We start from the raw sequence: 16,718 nt of genomic DNA on the forward strand, positions 1-16,718 counted from the left end.
TTCAGGCAACCGTCTGTGGTGTTTGCAGAGCTAAGATTGGCGGCTTAGCGTTGCACTTCGGAGTTGAATCCGCCATTAACCAGGTGATTGACGATATGGCGCGCGGCCATATTCCTTCCCCGCTGCCTACGCAAAACGCGCTGGCAGAAATGTATAACATCAGCCGCACAACCGTACGGCACCTGCTATCACACCTGTGCGAGTGCGGTGTACTGGTCAAGTCAGCTGGCACCTGGTGCATTATCCGCAAACCCACCCAGGACGATGGCTTTAACTGTATCAGCGCACCACTGGCCGAGCAGAACCGTATCTTTGAGCAGGCCTTCTTCACCATGATTAACCAGCGTCAGCTGCGCGCTGGCGAGTCTTTTTCGGAGCTGCAGCTGGCACGCGCCGCAGGCGTCAGCCCGGTAATTGTGCGGGAATATTTACTCAAATTTGGCCGTTACAATCTGATTGAGAACGAAAAACGCGGCCAGTGGAGCATGAAGCAGTTTGACCAGCGCTACGCCGAACAGCTTTTTGAACTGCGGGAAATGCTGGAGAGCCACGCCCTGCACCATTTCCTCAATTTACCCGCAGATGATCCACGCTGGCTGAGCGCCAAAACCCTACTCGAACGCCACTGCAAGCTGCGCGACAGCATCGGCGATAGCTTTCGCATGTTTTCGCAACTGGATCGGGATTTTCACGCCTTACTGCTTTCCGCTGCTGATAATATCTTCTTTAATCAATCAATTGAAATCATCTCCGTCATCTTCCATTTCCATTATCAGTGGGATGAAAGCGACCTGAAACAGCGCAATATCATCGCCATTGATGAGCATATGACCATTCTCAGCGCCCTGCTGTGCCGCAGCGATCTGGATGCCACCCGCGCACTGCGTAATCATCTGCATACCGCCAAAGAGTCCATGATCCGCTCTATCAAGCAATCGCTGGCCGCCAGTTATTAAGTACCAATTAAAAACAGCAAATTTCAATCGGGAGCACGCTTCAGATAAAAGGCGAAGAAATAAAAATAGCGCCGCTCCTATCCTCTGATTAAGTCGACTGAATTAAATGAATGTAAGTGAGTGGTGTCAGATTTATTAATCAGACATCGGGATTGATATTTTCTCCTTCACTCAAAATAACGAAGTGAGATAAGCAACATTTTTGGAGTCAAGCGTGGAAAAAAACGATATTACCCTCGACCCACGGACAACGTTTGATAAAACATCCGAAGCGGATATTCCTGTCCCACCAGATGGTTTATTAAAACGCAGCACCAGAATTAAGCGCATACAAACCACCGCGATGCTTTTATTATTTTTTGCGGCGGTCATCAATTACCTCGACAGAAGTTCGTTATCGGTCGCGAATTTAACCATTCGCCAGGAATTAGGCTTAAGCGCGACCGAAATTGGCGCGCTGCTTTCCGTCTTTTCACTGGCGTATGGCATCGGGCAACTCCCCTGCGGCCCGCTGCTAGACCGCAAAGGCCCGCGCATCATGCTCGGCTTAGGCATGTTCTTCTGGTCACTATTCCAGGCGCTCTCCGGGATGGTGCACAGCTTCACACAGTTTGTGCTGGTACGTATCGGCATGGGGCTGGGCGAAGCGCCCATGAATCCGTGCGGTGTGAAGGTCATCAACGACTGGTTCAACATTAAAGAACGTGGTCGCCCGATGGGTTTCTTTAACGCCGCATCGACCATTGGTGTCGCCATCAGCCCACCCATTCTTGCCGCAATGATGTTAATGATCGGCTGGCGCGGCATGTTTGTCGTGATCGGCGTAATGGGAATTTTCCTCGCCGTTGGCTGGTACATGCTCTATCGCAACCGCGAAGATCTACAGCTGACCGGGGTTGAACAGGCCTATCTCAACGCTGGCAGTGTCAACGTACGCCGCGATCCGCTGAGCTTCGCAGAATGGCGCAGCCTGTTTCGCAATCGCACTATGTGGGGCATGATGCTGGGCTTTAGCGGCATCAACTATACCGCGTGGCTCTATCTCGCCTGGCTGCCGGGCTACCTGCAAACCTCTTACAATCTCGATTTGAAAAGCACCGGTATGATGGCGGCGATCCCCTTCCTGTTCGGGGCGGCCGGGATGCTGACCAACGGCTATGTTACCGACTGGCTGGTAAAACGCGGCATGGCACCGATTAAAAGCCGCAAAATCAGCATCATCACCGGGATGCTCTGCTCTGCCGCCTTTACCTTCGTCGTGCCTGAGGCCACAACGTCGATAGCCGCCGTATTGCTGATTGGTATGGCGCTGTTCTGCATCCACTTTGCGGGAACGTCATGCTGGGGGCTGATTCACGTCGCCGTGGCATCAAGGATGACGGCATCCGTGGGCAGTATCCAGAACTTCGCGAGCTTCATCTGCGCGTCGTTTGCTCCGATCGTGACCGGGTTTATCGTCGATACCACTCAGTCATTCCGCCTGGCGCTGATTATCTGCGGCTGCGTGACGATTCTGGGTGCCGTGGCTTATGTCCTGCTGGTACGTCAGCCTATCAGCGATCCAAAACAAAGCTAACCCAAAGGGCGATGTCTCACAGCATCGCCCGCATTTCAAACTGGCTAATCGCCATGGTGGCAAACTCCGCAGAATGGAACAGCGGGGTAAAGGATTCCGGTACCGCGACGCTGGTCGCCAGCCCCGGGAAGTGGTGGTTGAGGGTCATCAGCATCTCGCGGGCAAACCCTTACGGCGGTATTCCGGCTCCACATAAAGAAAGCGCAGCTGCGGCTTGTCCGTCAGCGTTGCGACGATAGCGTACGCATGTTTACGATATTCGAACGCCCGGCACGGCAGCGATACCACAGAGAGCGGGTCGACCAGCCACGGCAGCGAACCTTTCACCTCCCCCACCGAACGCCAGACCACCTCGAGCGGGTTAATCTCCCGCAGCAAGTTATCGCCCTCACAGGAACGCGCATCCCCCTGAAAACCGTTTAACCCCTGGCGAATCTCAAAGCCGAGTGAGCGATAAAGCCCAACGCCCGCCTGATTATCCTGAATGACCTCCAGCCACATTTGCCGCACGCCCTTTGCCCGCAAATCCTGCAACAGCGGTGCCAGCAGCTTTTTACCGTACCCTTTCCCGCGATAGGCAGGAATCAGGGAAAATGCCCCCAGCCTTGCCGATTCGCCGCGCCGGGTAGTGACCGCCGCCGCCATCAGCATGCCGTCATTCCACCAGATGCAAGAATCCGTCAGGCTGATATCTTCCGCGCCAAAACGCTGCGCAAAGACCTCAGGCGGGAGAGAAAAGGGAACGCTGTAGCCTTCAAAACACGCGCCAAGGTGGGCGGTGAACTGTTCGCTACTGTAGTGAAGGGCAGAAATGGCGGTCAGGTTCATGGTGCTCCTCCGGGTAAAAATTAAGGATAGCACGATGAAAAAAGAGAAAACGCGCCCCGCGTTAGCAGGGCGCGATCATTATCAGAAGGTTTCCCAGTTATCGTCACCGACTGCCACTTTGCGCGGCATGGGGCTTGCGGAAGCGGTTTTCAGCGTAGATGCCATAACCGGCGCTTCGCGAGTGACGCGATCCATCTCGGCCACCGCCAGACCCACCTGGTCAATACCACGGCTCTGTTCATCAGAGGCAGAGGCGATCTCACCCATGATGTCGGTTACGCGTGTAACAGCGCTAACGATCTCATCCATCGTTTCACCGGCGCTTTCTACCAGGGTAGACCCCAGTTCAACGCGGCCAACGGAGTCTTCGATCAGGCTCTTGATTTCACGCGCCGCCTGCGCACTGCGCTGGGCCAGGTTACGCACTTCCCCTGCCACCACCGCAAAACCACGCCCCTGTTCACCGGCACGTGCTGCTTCTACCGCCGCGTTCAGCGCCAGAATGTTGGTCTGGAAGGCAATGCCGTCGATCACGCTGATAATATCGGCGATTTTCTGCGAACTGGCGGTGATGTCACGCATTGTCTGCACAACGTTATCCACCACTTTACCGCCTTTCTGCGCGGTATCCGACGCGCTTTTTGCCAGATGGCTGGCCTGACGGGCGTTTTCGGCGTTCTGTTTCACCGTTGCGGTCAGCTCTTCCATGCTGGCTGCGGTTTCTTCCAGAGAAGCCGCCTGCTGTTCCGTACGGGAAGAGAGGTCATTGTTACCCGCAGAGATTTCGCTCGCGCCGCTGTAAATGGCGTCTGCCCCGCTGCGCACGTCACCCACGGTACGTACCAACTCACCCTGCATATGACGCAGGCTGGAGGCCAACTGGCCCATTTCGTTGGAACCGTGCACATTGATGTTCTGTTCCAGATCGCCACCGGCAATATGACGGATGTTTTCAATCAGGTGGTTCATCGGGCCGATAACGCCACGCTTGATGCCCAGCCATACGGCAATAATCACCACCAGCACTACAAGCAGCACGCTCACGATGATCCACAGGGCGCTGTCATAAGAGCTGTTGCTTTCGCTTACCGCCTGCTCATACAAACGATCGTTCTGCTGCAGATACGCAAGATACGGCTTTTCAAAACCGTCCTGATATCCCTGAGTCGGCTGATCGAAGAATTCGTTGATTTTACCCGCGCCCAAAAGCTGAATCAGCTCAGCCAGCGCATTGTGGTAGATATCGTAAGTACGATTTATTTCAGCAGAAGCGTCTGCGCTTTGACGCGGATCGCGCGGTAAAGATTGATATTCTTTCCAGTGCGTTTCCGCCTGCTTTAACGAGGTGCTGGCAATCTGCATCAGATCGTTTACCGTCGCACCGCTGCCAATTTGATTCTGATCCATCATGTAACGGATCCCGGCGCGGTTCAGCGTGTTACGCGTCTGCAAAAGCGCCACCCAACTGGCGTTAAGCGTGGATTGCTGCTGGCGAATCGTCTGTAAAACAGTGAAGTTCTCTTTATCGTGCTTAAGCGCGTTAAAGAACAAGCCGCCAGAAGTGAGCTGCAATAGGCCAAAGAGTCCCAGTACAAAAAGTAAACTGGTGACAAGTTTCATACGGTTTAACATGTTTTTCCATCCCTTATCCAGACAACAGAGTTTCGGCCTGGATAGCGAAAACTTTATGGTGGATCGTATTGATCATTTTTCTAAAGACGAACGTCGTGCAAATGGTGAGCATCAAATGTATTTAGCCTAAAACGCCGATATAAAGGAAATAAACGAGAACAAAATCATACGTTTCGCTAAAAATTTAACTTAAATTGCAGAAAAACCGGAAAATAAGCCCAGGTATTAAGAACAATCCTCCTCCCGATGCCACTCACCGCTCGACCGGGCTCTCTCTTTTAACTCAATGAATTAAAAGTGATTAGTCGCACTCTCAATCATTTATCAACTTCGTTACATCTATTTTTCAATCGTGAAAAAAAGCCGGGAGAAGCCCATTTTTCTTGCCAGTGAAATTTCCCTTTCTGTTATCGCATGATCCGGTCGTTTACCCGCTGGCCCTCTCATCAACGTCTGTGAGCCCACCGACGCCCGTGATCCCCATCACATATTTTCCGCCGCTTAGCGCCGTATAAAACCGCTTACCCGTTTAGCAGACCGCTTACCCCCCATATTCATACCACTCAGTGAGATCGCGCCCTTTTTCCCCTTGTAATTTGACATGATCAGCACCAGCAAGGCCGTCTTTTAACACATCAACTCCGATTTCATTTTTCTTGATAATCAGGTCTGACATGGATACTAAAAAACTATTCAAACACATACCCTGGGTGATCCTCGGCATTCTCGGCGCCTTCTGCTTATCCGTCGTTGCTTTACGACGCGGTGAGCACGTCAGTGCGCTGTGGATCGTGGTCGCTTCCGTTTCCGTTTACCTCGTGGCGTATCGCTACTACAGCTTGTACATCGCGCAAAAAGTGATGAAGCTCGATCCGACACGTTCAACCCCGGCGGTCATTAACAATGACGGCCTGAACTACGTGCCAACCAACCGCTACGTGCTGTTTGGTCACCACTTTGCCGCTATCGCGGGTGCGGGTCCGCTGGTCGGCCCGGTACTGGCCGCGCAAATGGGCTACCTGCCGGGTACCCTGTGGCTGCTGGCAGGCGTGGTGCTGGCCGGTGCGGTGCAGGACTTTATGGTGCTGTTTATCTCTTCACGCCGTAACGGCGCGTCTCTGGGTGAGATGATCAAAGAAGAGATGGGCCGCGTACCGGGGACCATCGCTCTGTTCGGCTGCTTCTTAATCATGATCATCATCCTCGCCGTGCTGGCGCTGATCGTGGTGAAAGCGCTGGCAGAAAGCCCGTGGGGCGTGTTCACCGTTTGCTCCACCGTGCCGATTGCCCTGTTTATGGGTATCTACATGCGCTTCCTGCGCCCTGGCCGCGTGGGTGAAGTGTCGGTGATTGGTATCGTGCTGCTGGTTGCCTCCATTTACTTCGGCGGCATCATCGCCCACGACCCGTACTGGGGCCCGGCGCTGACCTTCAAAGACACCACCATTACCTTCGCGCTGGTTGGCTATGCGTTTATCTCTGCGCTGCTGCCGGTGTGGCTGATTCTGGCTCCGCGTGACTACCTGGCCACCTTCCTGAAAATCGGCGTTATCGTCGGTCTGGCGCTGGGTATCGTTATCCTGAACCCGGAACTGAAAATGCCGGCAATTACGCCGTACATTGACGGCACCGGTCCGCTGTGGAAAGGCGCGCTGTTCCCGTTCCTGTTTATCACCATCGCCTGTGGCGCCGTTTCTGGCTTCCATGCGCTGATCGCTTCCGGTACCACACCGAAACTGCTGGCCAACGAAACCGACGCACGCTTTATCGGTTACGGTGCCATGCTGATGGAATCTTTCGTCGCCATCATGGCGCTGGTTGCTGCCTCCATCATCGAACCGGGTCTCTACTTCGCGATGAACACCCCGCCTGCTGGCCTTGGCATCACCATGCCAAACCTGCATGAAATGGGTGGCGACAACGCGGCAATGATCATGGCGCAGTTGAAAGACGTCAGCACCCATGCGGCAGCGACCGTCAGTTCCTGGGGCTTCGTGATCTCTCCTGAGCAGATCATGCAGACCGCGAAAGACATCGGCGAACCGTCTGTCCTGAACCGTGCAGGTGGCGCACCGACGCTGGCTGTGGGTATCGCTCACGTGTTCCACAAAATCATGCCGATGGCGGACATGGGCTTCTGGTACCACTTCGGTATCCTGTTTGAAGCGCTGTTCATCCTGACCGCACTGGATGCGGGTACCCGTGCAGGCCGCTTTATGCTGCAGGATCTGCTGGGTAACTTCGTGCCGTTCCTCAAGAAAACCGACTCTCTGGTTGCCGGTATCATCGGTACCGCAGGTTGCGTGGGTCTCTGGGGCTACCTGCTGTATCAGGGCGTGGTTGATCCGCTGGGCGGCGTTAAGAGCCTGTGGCCGCTGTTTGGTATCTCTAACCAGATGCTGGCCGCTGTGGCGCTGGTGCTGGGTACCGTCGTGCTGGTCAAAATGCAGCGCACCAAATACATCTGGGTGACCGTGGTACCGGCGCTGTGGCTGCTGCTGTGCACCACCTGGGCGCTGGGTCTGAAACTGTTCAGCACCAACCCGCAGCTGGAAGGCTTCTTCTTTATGGCCAACCAGTACAAAGCGAAAATTGCCGCAGGCGGCGCTGACCTGACTGCCCAGCAGATTGCCAACATGAACCATATCGTGGTGAACAACTACACCAACGCGGGTCTGAGCATTCTGTTCCTGGTGGTCGTGTACAGCATCATCTTCTACGGCATCAAAACCTGGATGAACGTGCGTAACAACACCGTGCGCACCGACAAAGAAACCCCGTACGTTCCGGTACCGGAAGGCGGCGTGAAGACCTCTTCACACCACTAATCTGGTTGTATTCAGCCCCGCTTCGGCGGGGCTTTTACATAAGTTACGCAGGCATAATTGGCGCAGGCAGTTTGGACATGGACAGCACGGAGCAACCGGAGCGTACATGCAGTACGTGAGGATTGCGAGCACTGCCCAGGTTCAAAATGACAAGTAAAATAGCCTGCATCCCCGGGCTTTATGTATATCTGGATAACACTATGTTTGGTAACTTAGGCGACGCCAAAAAATACCTCGGCCAGGCGGCAAAAATGCTGATTGGCATCCCGGATTACGACAACTACGTCGAACATATGAAGACCAATCATCCGGATAAACCCTACATGACGTACACTGAGTTTTTCCGCGAACGCCAGGAAGCGCGCTACGGCGGAAGTGGCGAAGGCGGCGTGCGCTGTTGCTAATGGAGGCAAGATGACACCGATTGCAGTCACCCTATTGACCGGTTTTCTCGGCGCGGGCAAAACCACCCTGCTGCGCCATATCCTCAACGAGCAGCACGGCTTTAAAATCGCCGTTATCGAAAACGAGTTCGGTGAAGTCTCGGTTGACGATCAGCTCATTGGCGACCGCGCCACGCAGATCAAAACCCTGACCAACGGCTGTATCTGCTGTACCCGATCGAATGAACTTGAAGATGCGCTATTAGACCTGCTCGATAGCCTCGATCGCGGTGACATTGATTTTGACCGCCTGGTGATCGAATGCACCGGCATGGCCGATCCTGGCCCAATTATTCAAACCTTCTTTTCCCACGAGATCCTCTGCCAGCGCTACCTGCTGGATGGGGTGATCGCGCTGGTGGATGCCGTCCATGCTGACGAACAGATGAGCCAGTTCACCATCGCCCAGTCACAGGTGGGCTACGCCGACCGCATTCTGCTGACCAAAACCGATGTGGCCGGTGAAAGCGAAAAACTGCGCGAACGTCTGGGCCGCATCAACGCCCGCGCACCGATTTATACCGTGACCCACGGCGATATCAACCCTGGTCAACTGTTTAATACCAACGGCTTTATGCTGGAAGAGAACATCACCTCGAAGCCGCGCTTCCACTTTATGGCGGACAAGCAAAACGACGTGTCCTCTATCGTGCTCGAACTGGACTACCCGGTGGATATCAGTGATGTCTCCCGGGTGATGGAAAACCTGCTGCTGTCGTTTGCCGACAAGCTACTGCGCTACAAGGGGATGCTGTGGATTGATGGCGAGCCCAACCGCCTGCTGTTCCAGGGCGTGCAGCGCCTGTACAGTGCCGACTGGGACCGCCCATGGGGCGACGAGCCGCCGCACAGCACGCTGGTATTTATCGGCATTCAGCTGCCGGAACAGGAAATCCGCGACGCCTTTGCCGGGCTGAAAGCCTGACGCCACACTACACGAATGCCAGTTTACCGACCTTCGCCAGTAAACTGGCTTTTGCCTGATCCAGCAGATCCGCATTAGTGCGGCTCGACAGCGTATCGCGCGCTTTCAGACCCAGAAAATAGTTAATCCGCTCCATATTGGCCCCGGATGGGTGCGGCAAGCCAGACAGTACGCGTTCTTAGTCCAGCACACCCCGGCTTGCCAACAGGTTCACCCCTTCCGTCGCCACCGGCCCCAGCGGAATAAACACCGCCTTTTTCAGCGCCGCCGCCTCCTGCGCGAACCCCTCATCAATGGCCGCTCTTAACAGCGAGGAACGGGAAAAATGCGGTTTGCCGTTGTAATTGACACCCTGCACAAACAGCGGCTGGGTATAGAGCGACGTGCAATGCACCAGCCCGGTATGGTCGGTAAAAAGCTGCGCCGTGGAATCCAGCGACAGCATCTGCGCCAGGCCAATACCATCAAGCAGTTTGATCAGGTTATTGCGCAGCGGTCCGCTAAAGGCTCCGTGCTTTTTCGCCTCCTGCAACGCCAGCGCATCATCGCCGCCGTCACGCAGCACCTTCTGTGCCGTCGTCACCGCGTTATACCACTGCACATATCCCGGCGTGATGCCCACCAGCACCACCAGTGCACGGGTATTTATCGCATCGAAAGGAATGTAGTACTGCGCGAGATTCCCCTCCTGCGCCAGCAAAAATTCAGCGGGTAACTCACCGGGCGTTTTGCGGCCGGAAAAATTTACGATAGCGTCGCGAAAGCGGGACAAATTAGCAGGAACAGCGCTCATGGTTTCTTTTCACTCAGGTTCAGGTGATGGCACAGCATAATACGCCGGACAGCGCCCGGCGTGTGCAAGGCTTAGTGGTCGTTAATGGCCTGCGACGGCGTTTCCGGCAGCGCAGCAGGAGCTTCCCCGGTAGCGGGTTCCTGTAGCGCTTCGACGATCATCGCCATCCGTTCGTGCTCGAAATCGCGATGGGCAATCTCAAGCTTCGGCAGCTCTTTGTTGACCTTCTCGGACAGTTTGCCAAAGCGCTCCACTCGGCCATACAGCCCCTGGCTGCCCACCAGCGAAGTCACGGTGGCGTTGTACTGATTGCTGGCGGTGGTCAGGGTGCCACCGAGCTTGCTTAAGCGTTCCGCTACCAGGCACACCGTATTGAAGATCTCCCCGGCGCGCTCGCTGATTTCCCGCGCTTCGCTGTTGCTGCGCTCAATCATCCACAGGTTGGAAACGGTACGTAAAATCGGAATCAGCGTGGTGTGAGACACCAGCACAATCCCTTTGCGATAACCGTATTCAAACAGGCCTTTGTTGGTTTTCAGCGCTTCAATGTAGGCCGCTTCGATGGGCATAAACATCAGCACAAAGCTCGGGCTGCGAATACCCGCCAGGCTGGTGTAATCCTTCGAGGCCAGGTCATCAATGTGGCGACGAACCGCCATGATGTGCTCATCCATCGCGTGCTGCTGCTCTTCTGGCGTTTCGGCGGAACAGGCGCGGTCATAGGCATTGAGCGACACTTTGCTGTCGATAATGATGTGCTTGTTGTCCGGCAAACGAATGAGATAGTCCGTCTGCTTCCGGCGGCCGTTTTCGTCGGTAAAGGCGCTCTGCACCTCGAAATGCTCTTTTTCCACCAGCCCGCTCATCTCCAGCGTACGGCGCAGCTGTGCTTCGCCCCAGGCTCCGCGCTGCTGGGAATCGCCTTTCAGCGCTGAGGTCAGGTTGGTCGCCTCGCTACTCATTTTCAGGCCGACATCGAGCACCTTTTTAATCTCGGCATTCAAGTCGGCATTGCCGCGAATAGAGGCGTCATGGACTTCATTGACCCGTTTCTGGAAGCCCTCAATTTGCTCGCGAAACGGCTTAAGCATGTCGTCGAGACTGTTTTTGCTGGTGGCGGTAAAAGTTCTGCCCTTCTCTTCGAAAATCTTATTGGCGATATTTTCGAACTCGCGCGACAGGGATTTTTTGGTCTCTTCCAGGCTGGCGAACTGTTCGCGGAAATGCTGCTCGCGCTGCTCAAGGGTGGTTTTCAGCTCGGTATAGTCGTGGTCGAGCTGCCCCGACAGACGGCGCTCCTCTTCCAACTGCGCTTCCGTGCGGGACAAGCGCTGTAAAACCTCATCCGCGCGCCCTTTCAGATCGCTGATTTGCTGGCGCATGGCGCTGACGTCGATATCCCGCTGGTGCTTTTCGTTACGCGCTGCGTCCGTTTTGGCTTCCTGCTCGCGCAGCAATTTTTTGGTCTCCAGCAGTTCGTCTTCCGCCAGCTCATGGTCATGTTCCAGCGCCGCCATTTTGCGGGTAAACGTCTGTTGGGTGAGAAGCCAGCCAAAAGCGCCACCCAGCAGGGCGGCAATCACAACGGCAATGATCGTAAGCGTCATGTCTGAGAATCCTTTATCCATATTTTCTGCGACTACGATACGCGTGGTAAGTGAAGATGCAATCTTTGGTTTTCGCCGAGCTATCCCCCTCGCCCCTTTGGGGAGAGGGCCGGGGTGAGGGGAACCGTTTCCACCGCTCTTCACCTTGAAAACCAAGCGAAACCGGCTCCCTGCTCTATGCTTAAACCATGAACAAAATCACAGAACTCAAACGCGCCAAGCGCCTGGCGCTCTCATTGCTGCTGATCGCCGCGGCCATCTTCGTCATCACGCTGTTTCTGCCACCCAACTTCTGGGTCAGCGGCGTGAAAGCGATAGCCGAAGCGGCGATGGTCGGTGCACTGGCGGACTGGTTCGCCGTGGTGGCGCTGTTTCGCCGCGTACCCATACCGTTTATCTCCCGCCACACGGCCATTATTCCGCGCAATAAAGACCGCATCGGCGACAACCTCGGGCAGTTCGTGCAGGAAAAATTTCTCGACACCCAGTCGCTGGTCGCGCTTATCCACCGTCATCAGCCAGCGCAGATGATTGGCGTGTGGTTCAGCCAGCCGGACAACGCCTGTCGCGTGGGTCAGCACCTGATGCAGGTGATGAGCGGATTTCTGGAACTGGCGGATGACACACGGATCAAAAACCTGCTCAAGCGGGCGGTGCATCGGGCGATCGATAAAGTCGATCTCACCGAAACCGGTGCGCTGATGCTGGAAAGCATGACCAAAAATCAGCGTCACCAGGTACTGCTGGATGCCCTGATCGGCCAGATGATCCTGTTACTGCAAAAAGAGAGCAGCCGGGATTTCATCGCCAGCCAGATAGTGCGCTGGCTGAAAACGGAACACCCGCGCAAAGCGAAGATTTTGCCCACCGAATGGCTGGGCGAACAGAGCGCCACCATGGTTACGCGGGCGGTGAATACGCTGCTGGACGATGTTACACATGATAGCGCACACCAGATTCGCCGGGCGTTCGATAAAGCGGTACTGAAGCTAATCGACAATCTGAAAACCGACCCGGAGATGGCCGCCAGAGCCGACAATATCAAACGTTATCTGAAAGAAGACGAGGCGTTTAACCGCTATCTGGGGGAGATGTGGAGTGACCTGCGCGGCTGGATGAAAATCGATATGCAGGCGGACGACTCACGCATCAAACAGCGCATCACCGAAGCCGGGCTGTGGTTTGGCGAAACGCTGCTGGCGGATGGCGCGCTGCGCGCCTCGCTTAACGAGCATCTGGAACAGGCGGCCCACAGCGTCGCACCGGATTTTGCCGCGTTTCTCACCCGCCATATCAGCGACACGGTGAAAAGCTGGGATGCACGCGACATGTCGCACCAGGTGGAACTGAACATCGGCAAAGACCTGCAGTTTATCCGCATCAACGGCACGCTGGTCGGCGGCTCGATTGGCCTGGTACTCTACCTGCTGTCACAGCTCCCCACCCTGATAACAGGATAAAAAATCGGCAAATTAACATCGACATATAAATTATCGGCTCGCACAATAACCGCGTCCTATCACACAGCAAGGAATCCACTATGTCATGGAGACATCTGATTTTCGCCCCGTTCATCTTCCCGGTGGCGCTGGTGCTGTACGATTTTGCCGCCTACCTCACCACCGACATGATCCAACCGGGCATCATTCAGGTAGTGCGCGATTTTGATGGCGATGTCAGCCTCGCACCGCTCTCCGTCAGTCTGTACATGGCGGGCGGCATGGCGTTGCAATGGGCGCTTGGCCCCCTTTCCGACAGAATTGGCCGCCGCCCGGTACTGCTGACCGGCGCGCTTATTTTTACCCTGGCCTGCGTTGCCACGCTGTTCACCACCACCTTTGAGCAGTTCCTGGTTGCGCGCTTTATCCAGGGTACCAGCATCTGTTTTATCTCCACGGTCGGCTACGTCACTATCCAGGAAGCTTTTGAGCCGACAAAAGCCATCAAGCTGATGTCGCTTATCACCTCGGTGGTGCTGCTGGCCCCGGTGATTGGGCCGCTGGGCGGCGCGGCATTAATGCATTTTGTCCACTGGAAGGTGATTTTCGCGGTGATTGCCGCCCTCGGTTTTGTTGCCTGGCTTGGGCTGATGCTGGCCATGCCGGAAACCATCAAAAAGCAGGAGACGCCACTGCGGGCCATAAGCGTGGTACAGGATTTTTGCGCAGTCTTTCGCAACCGCGTGTTCCTCAACGGTGCCGCCACACTCGCGCTCTACTACATTCCCCTTATGACTTGGGTCGCCGTCTCGCCGGTGATCCTGATCGATGCAGGCGGCATGAGCACGGCAGAATTTGCCTGGGTGCAGATCCCGGTCTTTGGTGCGCTGATTGCCGCTAATATTGTGGTGATGCGCTTTGTGGACGATCCTACCGATCCCCGTTATATCCGCCGTACCGTGCCCATCCAGCTTATCGGCCTGGTGATGCTGCTCGCCGGAAATCTGCTCTACCCGCACCTCTGGTTCTGGTCGGTGACCGGCACCAGTATCTATTGCTTTGGTATCGGGCTGATTTTCTCGACGCTGTACCGTTTTACGCTGTTTTCTAATGACTTACCGAAAGGCACGGTATCGGCATCGCTCAACATCGTGGTGCTGAGCACCGTGGCGCTCTCCATTGAAGGGGCGCGCTGGCTGTGGTTCTCCGGCGGTGGACGCATTCCGTTTCATCTGCTGGCGCTGGTCGCAGGTGGTGTTGCCATATTCTGCCTGAACCGCCTGGTGCATCGGGTACAGCAATACGAGACCTCTGAATGCCGCTAACCTCGCGACAGATCAACAATCCCATACACTCAACAAGGTTATAATCCTTCCTTCGGCGGCAGCAGACCGCCTCGTTTTTCATTGTCTCCCGTGTTACGGGGAAGGAAAAATCATGTCTCTTATTACAGAACTTCCGGAAGTATTTGAGCAATTCTCCGACGCCCGCCAGAAAGGTTTTCTCACTGTGATGGAACTGAAAGAACAGGGGATCCCTCTGGTCGGCACCTACTGTACCTTTATGCCGCAGGAAATCGCGATGGCCGCCGGGGCCGTTGTGGTCTCACTGTGCTCGACTAACGACGAAACCATTGAAGAGGCGGAAAAAGATCTGCCGCGCAACCTCTGCCCGCTGATCAAAAGCAGCTACGGTTTCGGTAAAACCGACAAATGCCCGTACTTCTATTTCTCCGACCTAGTGGTGGGCGAAACCACCTGCGACGGCAAGAAAAAAATGTACGAATACATGGCGGATTTCAAAGCCGTCCACGTCATGCAACTGCCTAACAGCGCCACCGATGCTGCCTCCCGGGCGCTGTGGAAATCGGAAATCCTGCGCCTGCAGCAGCAAATCGAGGAACGCTTCGGCCAGCCAATCAGCGAAGCCGCCCTGCGCGACGCCATCGTACTGAAAAACCGCGAACGCCAGGCAACGGCGGATTTCTACCGTCTGGGACAGCTTAACCCGCCCGCGCTGAGCGGTACCGACATCCTGAAAGTGGTGTACGGCGCGACTTTCCGTTTCGATAAAAACGCATTGATTGCCGAGCTCAATGAGATGACCGCCCGCGTGAAGGCCGAATGGGAACAGGGCAAGCGGCTGGAATCCCGTCCGCGCATCCTGATAACCGGCTGCCCGATTGGCGGTGCAGCCGAAAAAGTGGTGCGCGCCATCGAAGAGAACGGTGGCTGGGTCGTCGGCTACGAGAACTGCACCGGGGCGAAAGCCACCGAACGCAATGTGGCGGAAGACGTAGATGTCTACGACGCGCTGACCGACAAATATCTGGCGATTGGTTGCTCGTGCATTTCGCCCAATACCGAGCGCCTGCGTTTACTCGGCCAGATGGTCGAAGAGTACCAGGCCGACGGCGTGGTAGACGTCATTTTGCAGGCCTGCCACACCTACGCGGTAGAATCTCTCGCCATCAAACGCCACGTGCGCCAGCAGCACAACATTCCCTATATGGCGATTGAGACGGACTACTCCACCGCGGATATAGGGCAGCTCAGCACTCGTGTAGCTGCGTTTATTGAAATGCTGTAAGGAGTGACGGTGACGTTCACGATAGGTATTGATTCCGGTTCGACCACCACCAAAGGGATATTGCTGGAAGGAAGCGCCATTGTCCGGCGTTTCCTCTGCCCGACCTCGTTTCGCCCGGCGGACAGCATTCGCGACGCCTGGGAGACGCTGCGAGATGGGCTGGAGGAAAAACCTTTCCTGACGCTCACCGGATACGGGCGACAACTGGTGGATTTTGCCGATAAGCAGGTGACGGAGATTTCCTGTCACGGCCTGGGGGCGCGCTTGCTGTTACCGGAGGCGCGCACGGTAATTGATATTGGCGGCCAGGACAGCAAGGTTATCCAGTTGGATGAACAGGGCAATCTCACCGATTTTCTGATGAACGACAAATGCGCCGCCGGGACGGGGCGCTTTCTGGAAGTGATTTCCCGCACCCTGGGCACCACGGTGGAGGCGCTGGACGGGATCACCGATGGCATCACCCCGCATCCGCTGACCAGCATGTGTACCGTGTTCGCCGAATCAGAAGTGATCAGCCTGCGTTCGGCAGGTGTGGCCCCGGAGGCCATTCTGGCTGGGGTGATTAACGCGATGGCGCGGCGCAGCGGGCACTTTATTTCCCGACTCACCACTCAGGGGCCGCTGCTGTTTACCGGCGGCGTCAGCCACTGCGCCCGTTTCCGGGCCATGCTGAGCGAGCATCTGAAAACGGACGTACATACCCATGACGATGCCCAGTACGCCGGGGCAATTGGCGCAGCGCTGATTGGCCAGCGCCAGAGGGCACGCTGATGGAAGAGTTCCTGTTTTTGTTTCACTCCACCGTTGGCGTGGTGCAGACCCGCAAGCTGTTACAGGCCTCCGGCGTGCCGTTTCGTGTGGCGGATATTCCCCGCACCTTACGCGGCGGCTGCGGGTTATGCATTCGCCTGCATTGCCCGCCCGGTGCCGAACAGCAGTGGGTGCTACCCGGCGCGACCCAGGCGGTTTACCGTTGCGAGGGCGAAGAGTTTGAACAGGTGGCAGTGTATTAGTCGTACCCGGGATAAGGTGTAGCCGCATCCGGGATTTTCCCCGGTGACGCTGCGCTTACCGGGGCTACAGTGGGTGTGGTAGCCCG

Annotated in this window: 17 protein-coding genes; 10 read left to right on the forward strand and 7 right to left on the reverse strand. The window is 55.8% G+C overall.

From position 1 onward, the window contains the following. Nucleotides 1–95 precede the first annotated feature (95 nt). Together ACSZPU_RS15405 and ACSZPU_RS15410 are read left to right on the forward strand one after the other, a co-directional pair. Nucleotides 96–956, forward strand: a complete 861-nt coding sequence (locus ACSZPU_RS15405) for a GntR family transcriptional regulator (RefSeq protein ID WP_499000441.1) — start codon at nucleotides 96–98, stop codon at nucleotides 954–956. Nucleotides 957–1,170: 214 nt separating this feature from the next. Continuing rightward, complete coding sequence (locus ACSZPU_RS15410; RefSeq protein ID WP_499000401.1) at nucleotides 1,171–2,532, forward strand: MFS transporter; 1,362 nt, start codon at nucleotides 1,171–1,173, stop codon at nucleotides 2,530–2,532. Nucleotides 2,533–2,548: 16 nt separating this feature from the next. On the opposite strand, the gene ACSZPU_RS15415 is transcribed toward ACSZPU_RS15410, so the two are convergent. The 4 genes from ACSZPU_RS15415 to ACSZPU_RS15430 form a co-directional block, all read right to left on the reverse strand. After that, entirely contained in the window at nucleotides 2,549–2,686 is a 138-nt protein-coding gene (locus tag ACSZPU_RS15415) for a hypothetical protein (RefSeq protein ID WP_499000404.1), read from the reverse strand. Further along, a complete protein-coding gene (locus tag ACSZPU_RS15420; RefSeq protein WP_499000405.1) occupies nucleotides 2,680–3,360 on the reverse strand; it encodes a GNAT family N-acetyltransferase in 681 nt (226 codons plus the stop codon). The genes ACSZPU_RS15415 and ACSZPU_RS15420 overlap by 7 nt, the downstream gene beginning before the upstream one ends. 81 nt (nucleotides 3,361–3,441) lie before the next feature. Continuing rightward, nucleotides 3,442–4,992 (reverse strand): methyl-accepting chemotaxis protein, encoded by a 1,551-nt coding sequence (gene tsr, locus ACSZPU_RS15425; RefSeq protein WP_499000406.1) that lies wholly within the window; start codon nucleotides 4,990–4,992, stop codon nucleotides 3,442–3,444. Nucleotides 4,993–5,533: 541 nt separating this feature from the next. Beyond that, nucleotides 5,534–5,689, reverse strand: coding sequence for a hypothetical protein (locus tag ACSZPU_RS15430; RefSeq protein WP_499000409.1), 156 nt, complete (start codon nucleotides 5,687–5,689; stop codon nucleotides 5,534–5,536). On the opposite strand from ACSZPU_RS15430, the gene ACSZPU_RS15435 reads away from it, so the two are divergent. From ACSZPU_RS15435 to yjiA, 3 genes are all read left to right on the forward strand, one after another. Then, nucleotides 5,667–7,820: a carbon starvation CstA family protein gene (locus tag ACSZPU_RS15435; protein WP_499000412.1), complete on the forward strand. Its 2,154-nt coding sequence runs from the start codon at nucleotides 5,667–5,669 to the stop codon at nucleotides 7,818–7,820. The genes ACSZPU_RS15430 and ACSZPU_RS15435 overlap by 23 nt on opposite strands. Before the next feature lie 200 nt (nucleotides 7,821–8,020). Beyond that, entirely contained in the window at nucleotides 8,021–8,224 is a 204-nt protein-coding gene (locus ACSZPU_RS15440) for a YbdD/YjiX family protein (protein ID WP_499000415.1), read from the forward strand. A gap of 10 nt (nucleotides 8,225–8,234) precedes the next feature. Further along, on the forward strand, nucleotides 8,235–9,188 hold the full coding sequence (gene yjiA / locus ACSZPU_RS15445; RefSeq protein WP_499000417.1) for a GTPase: 954 nt from the start codon (nucleotides 8,235–8,237) through the stop codon (nucleotides 9,186–9,188). A 7-nt stretch (nucleotides 9,189–9,195) separates the two neighbouring features. On the opposite strand, the gene ACSZPU_RS15450 is transcribed toward yjiA, so the two are convergent. The 3 genes from ACSZPU_RS15450 to ACSZPU_RS15460 form a co-directional block, all read right to left on the reverse strand. Continuing rightward, nucleotides 9,196–9,324 carry a hypothetical protein gene (locus ACSZPU_RS15450; RefSeq protein WP_499000420.1) on the reverse strand — a complete coding sequence of 43 codons (129 nt, stop codon included), beginning with the start codon at nucleotides 9,322–9,324 and terminating at the stop codon, nucleotides 9,196–9,198. Nucleotides 9,325–9,366: 42 nt separating this feature from the next. After that, nucleotides 9,367–9,981 carry a hypothetical protein gene (locus ACSZPU_RS15455; RefSeq protein ID WP_499000422.1) on the reverse strand — a complete coding sequence of 205 codons (615 nt, stop codon included), beginning with the start codon at nucleotides 9,979–9,981 and terminating at the stop codon, nucleotides 9,367–9,369. Between the two features lie 71 nt (nucleotides 9,982–10,052). Next, nucleotides 10,053–11,588: a DNA recombination protein RmuC gene (locus tag ACSZPU_RS15460; protein WP_499000425.1), complete on the reverse strand. Its 1,536-nt coding sequence runs from the start codon at nucleotides 11,586–11,588 to the stop codon at nucleotides 10,053–10,055. Between the two features lie 188 nt (nucleotides 11,589–11,776). On the opposite strand from ACSZPU_RS15460, the gene ACSZPU_RS15465 reads away from it, so the two are divergent. The 5 genes from ACSZPU_RS15465 (at nucleotide 11,777) to ACSZPU_RS15485 (ending at nucleotide 16,632) form a co-directional block, all read left to right on the forward strand. Further along, nucleotides 11,777–13,048: a DUF445 domain-containing protein gene (locus ACSZPU_RS15465; RefSeq protein WP_499000428.1), complete on the forward strand. Its 1,272-nt coding sequence runs from the start codon at nucleotides 11,777–11,779 to the stop codon at nucleotides 13,046–13,048. An 80-nt stretch (nucleotides 13,049–13,128) separates the two neighbouring features. Beyond that, on the forward strand, nucleotides 13,129–14,352 hold the full coding sequence (locus ACSZPU_RS15470) for an MFS transporter (RefSeq protein WP_499000431.1): 1,224 nt from the start codon (nucleotides 13,129–13,131) through the stop codon (nucleotides 14,350–14,352). 112 nt (nucleotides 14,353–14,464) lie between these two features. Further along, on the forward strand, nucleotides 14,465–15,616 hold the full coding sequence (locus ACSZPU_RS15475) for a double-cubane-cluster-containing anaerobic reductase (RefSeq protein WP_499000433.1): 1,152 nt from the start codon (nucleotides 14,465–14,467) through the stop codon (nucleotides 15,614–15,616). Between the two features lie 9 nt (nucleotides 15,617–15,625). Further along, nucleotides 15,626–16,390, forward strand: a complete 765-nt coding sequence (gene yjiL, locus ACSZPU_RS15480; RefSeq protein WP_499000436.1) for a putative 2-hydroxyacyl-CoA dehydratase activator YjiL — start codon at nucleotides 15,626–15,628, stop codon at nucleotides 16,388–16,390. After that, nucleotides 16,390–16,632, forward strand: a complete 243-nt coding sequence (locus ACSZPU_RS15485; RefSeq protein WP_499000438.1) for a putative Se/S carrier protein — start codon at nucleotides 16,390–16,392, stop codon at nucleotides 16,630–16,632. The genes yjiL and ACSZPU_RS15485 overlap by 1 nt, the downstream gene beginning before the upstream one ends. Nucleotides 16,633–16,718 lie beyond the last annotated feature (86 nt).

The sequence above is a fragment of the Phytobacter sp. V69 genome (assembly GCF_965644215.1).
Taxonomy (GTDB): domain Bacteria; phylum Pseudomonadota; class Gammaproteobacteria; order Enterobacterales; family Enterobacteriaceae; genus Phytobacter.

Bases quoted from the DNA above. Each gene is read 5' to 3' on its own strand.
- ACSZPU_RS15405 (WP_499000441.1), top strand. From the start codon at position 96: ATGGCGCGCGGCCATATTCCTTCCCCGCTGCCTACGCAAAACGCGCTG.
- ACSZPU_RS15415 (WP_499000404.1), bottom strand. From the start codon at position 2,686: ATGCTGATGACCCTCAACCACCACTTCCCGGGGCTGGCGACCAGCGTC.
- ACSZPU_RS15420 (WP_499000405.1), bottom strand. From the start codon at position 3,360: ATGAACCTGACCGCCATTTCTGCCCTTCACTACAGTAGCGAACAGTTC.
- tsr (WP_499000406.1), bottom strand. From the start codon at position 4,992: ATGTTAAACCGTATGAAACTTGTCACCAGTTTACTTTTTGTACTGGGA.
- ACSZPU_RS15435 (WP_499000412.1), top strand. From the start codon at position 5,667: ATGGATACTAAAAAACTATTCAAACACATACCCTGGGTGATCCTCGGC.
- ACSZPU_RS15440 (WP_499000415.1), top strand. From the start codon at position 8,021: ATGTTTGGTAACTTAGGCGACGCCAAAAAATACCTCGGCCAGGCGGCA.
- yjiA (WP_499000417.1), top strand. From the start codon at position 8,235: ATGACACCGATTGCAGTCACCCTATTGACCGGTTTTCTCGGCGCGGGC.
- ACSZPU_RS15450 (WP_499000420.1), bottom strand. From the start codon at position 9,324: ATGGAGCGGATTAACTATTTTCTGGGTCTGAAAGCGCGCGATACGCTG.
- ACSZPU_RS15455 (WP_499000422.1), bottom strand. From the start codon at position 9,981: ATGAGCGCTGTTCCTGCTAATTTGTCCCGCTTTCGCGACGCTATCGTA.
- ACSZPU_RS15460 (WP_499000425.1), bottom strand. From the start codon at position 11,588: ATGACGCTTACGATCATTGCCGTTGTGATTGCCGCCCTGCTGGGTGGC.
- ACSZPU_RS15465 (WP_499000428.1), top strand. From the start codon at position 11,777: ATGAACAAAATCACAGAACTCAAACGCGCCAAGCGCCTGGCGCTCTCA.
- ACSZPU_RS15470 (WP_499000431.1), top strand. From the start codon at position 13,129: ATGTCATGGAGACATCTGATTTTCGCCCCGTTCATCTTCCCGGTGGCG.
- ACSZPU_RS15475 (WP_499000433.1), top strand. From the start codon at position 14,465: ATGTCTCTTATTACAGAACTTCCGGAAGTATTTGAGCAATTCTCCGAC.
- ACSZPU_RS15485 (WP_499000438.1), top strand. From the start codon at position 16,390: ATGGAAGAGTTCCTGTTTTTGTTTCACTCCACCGTTGGCGTGGTGCAG.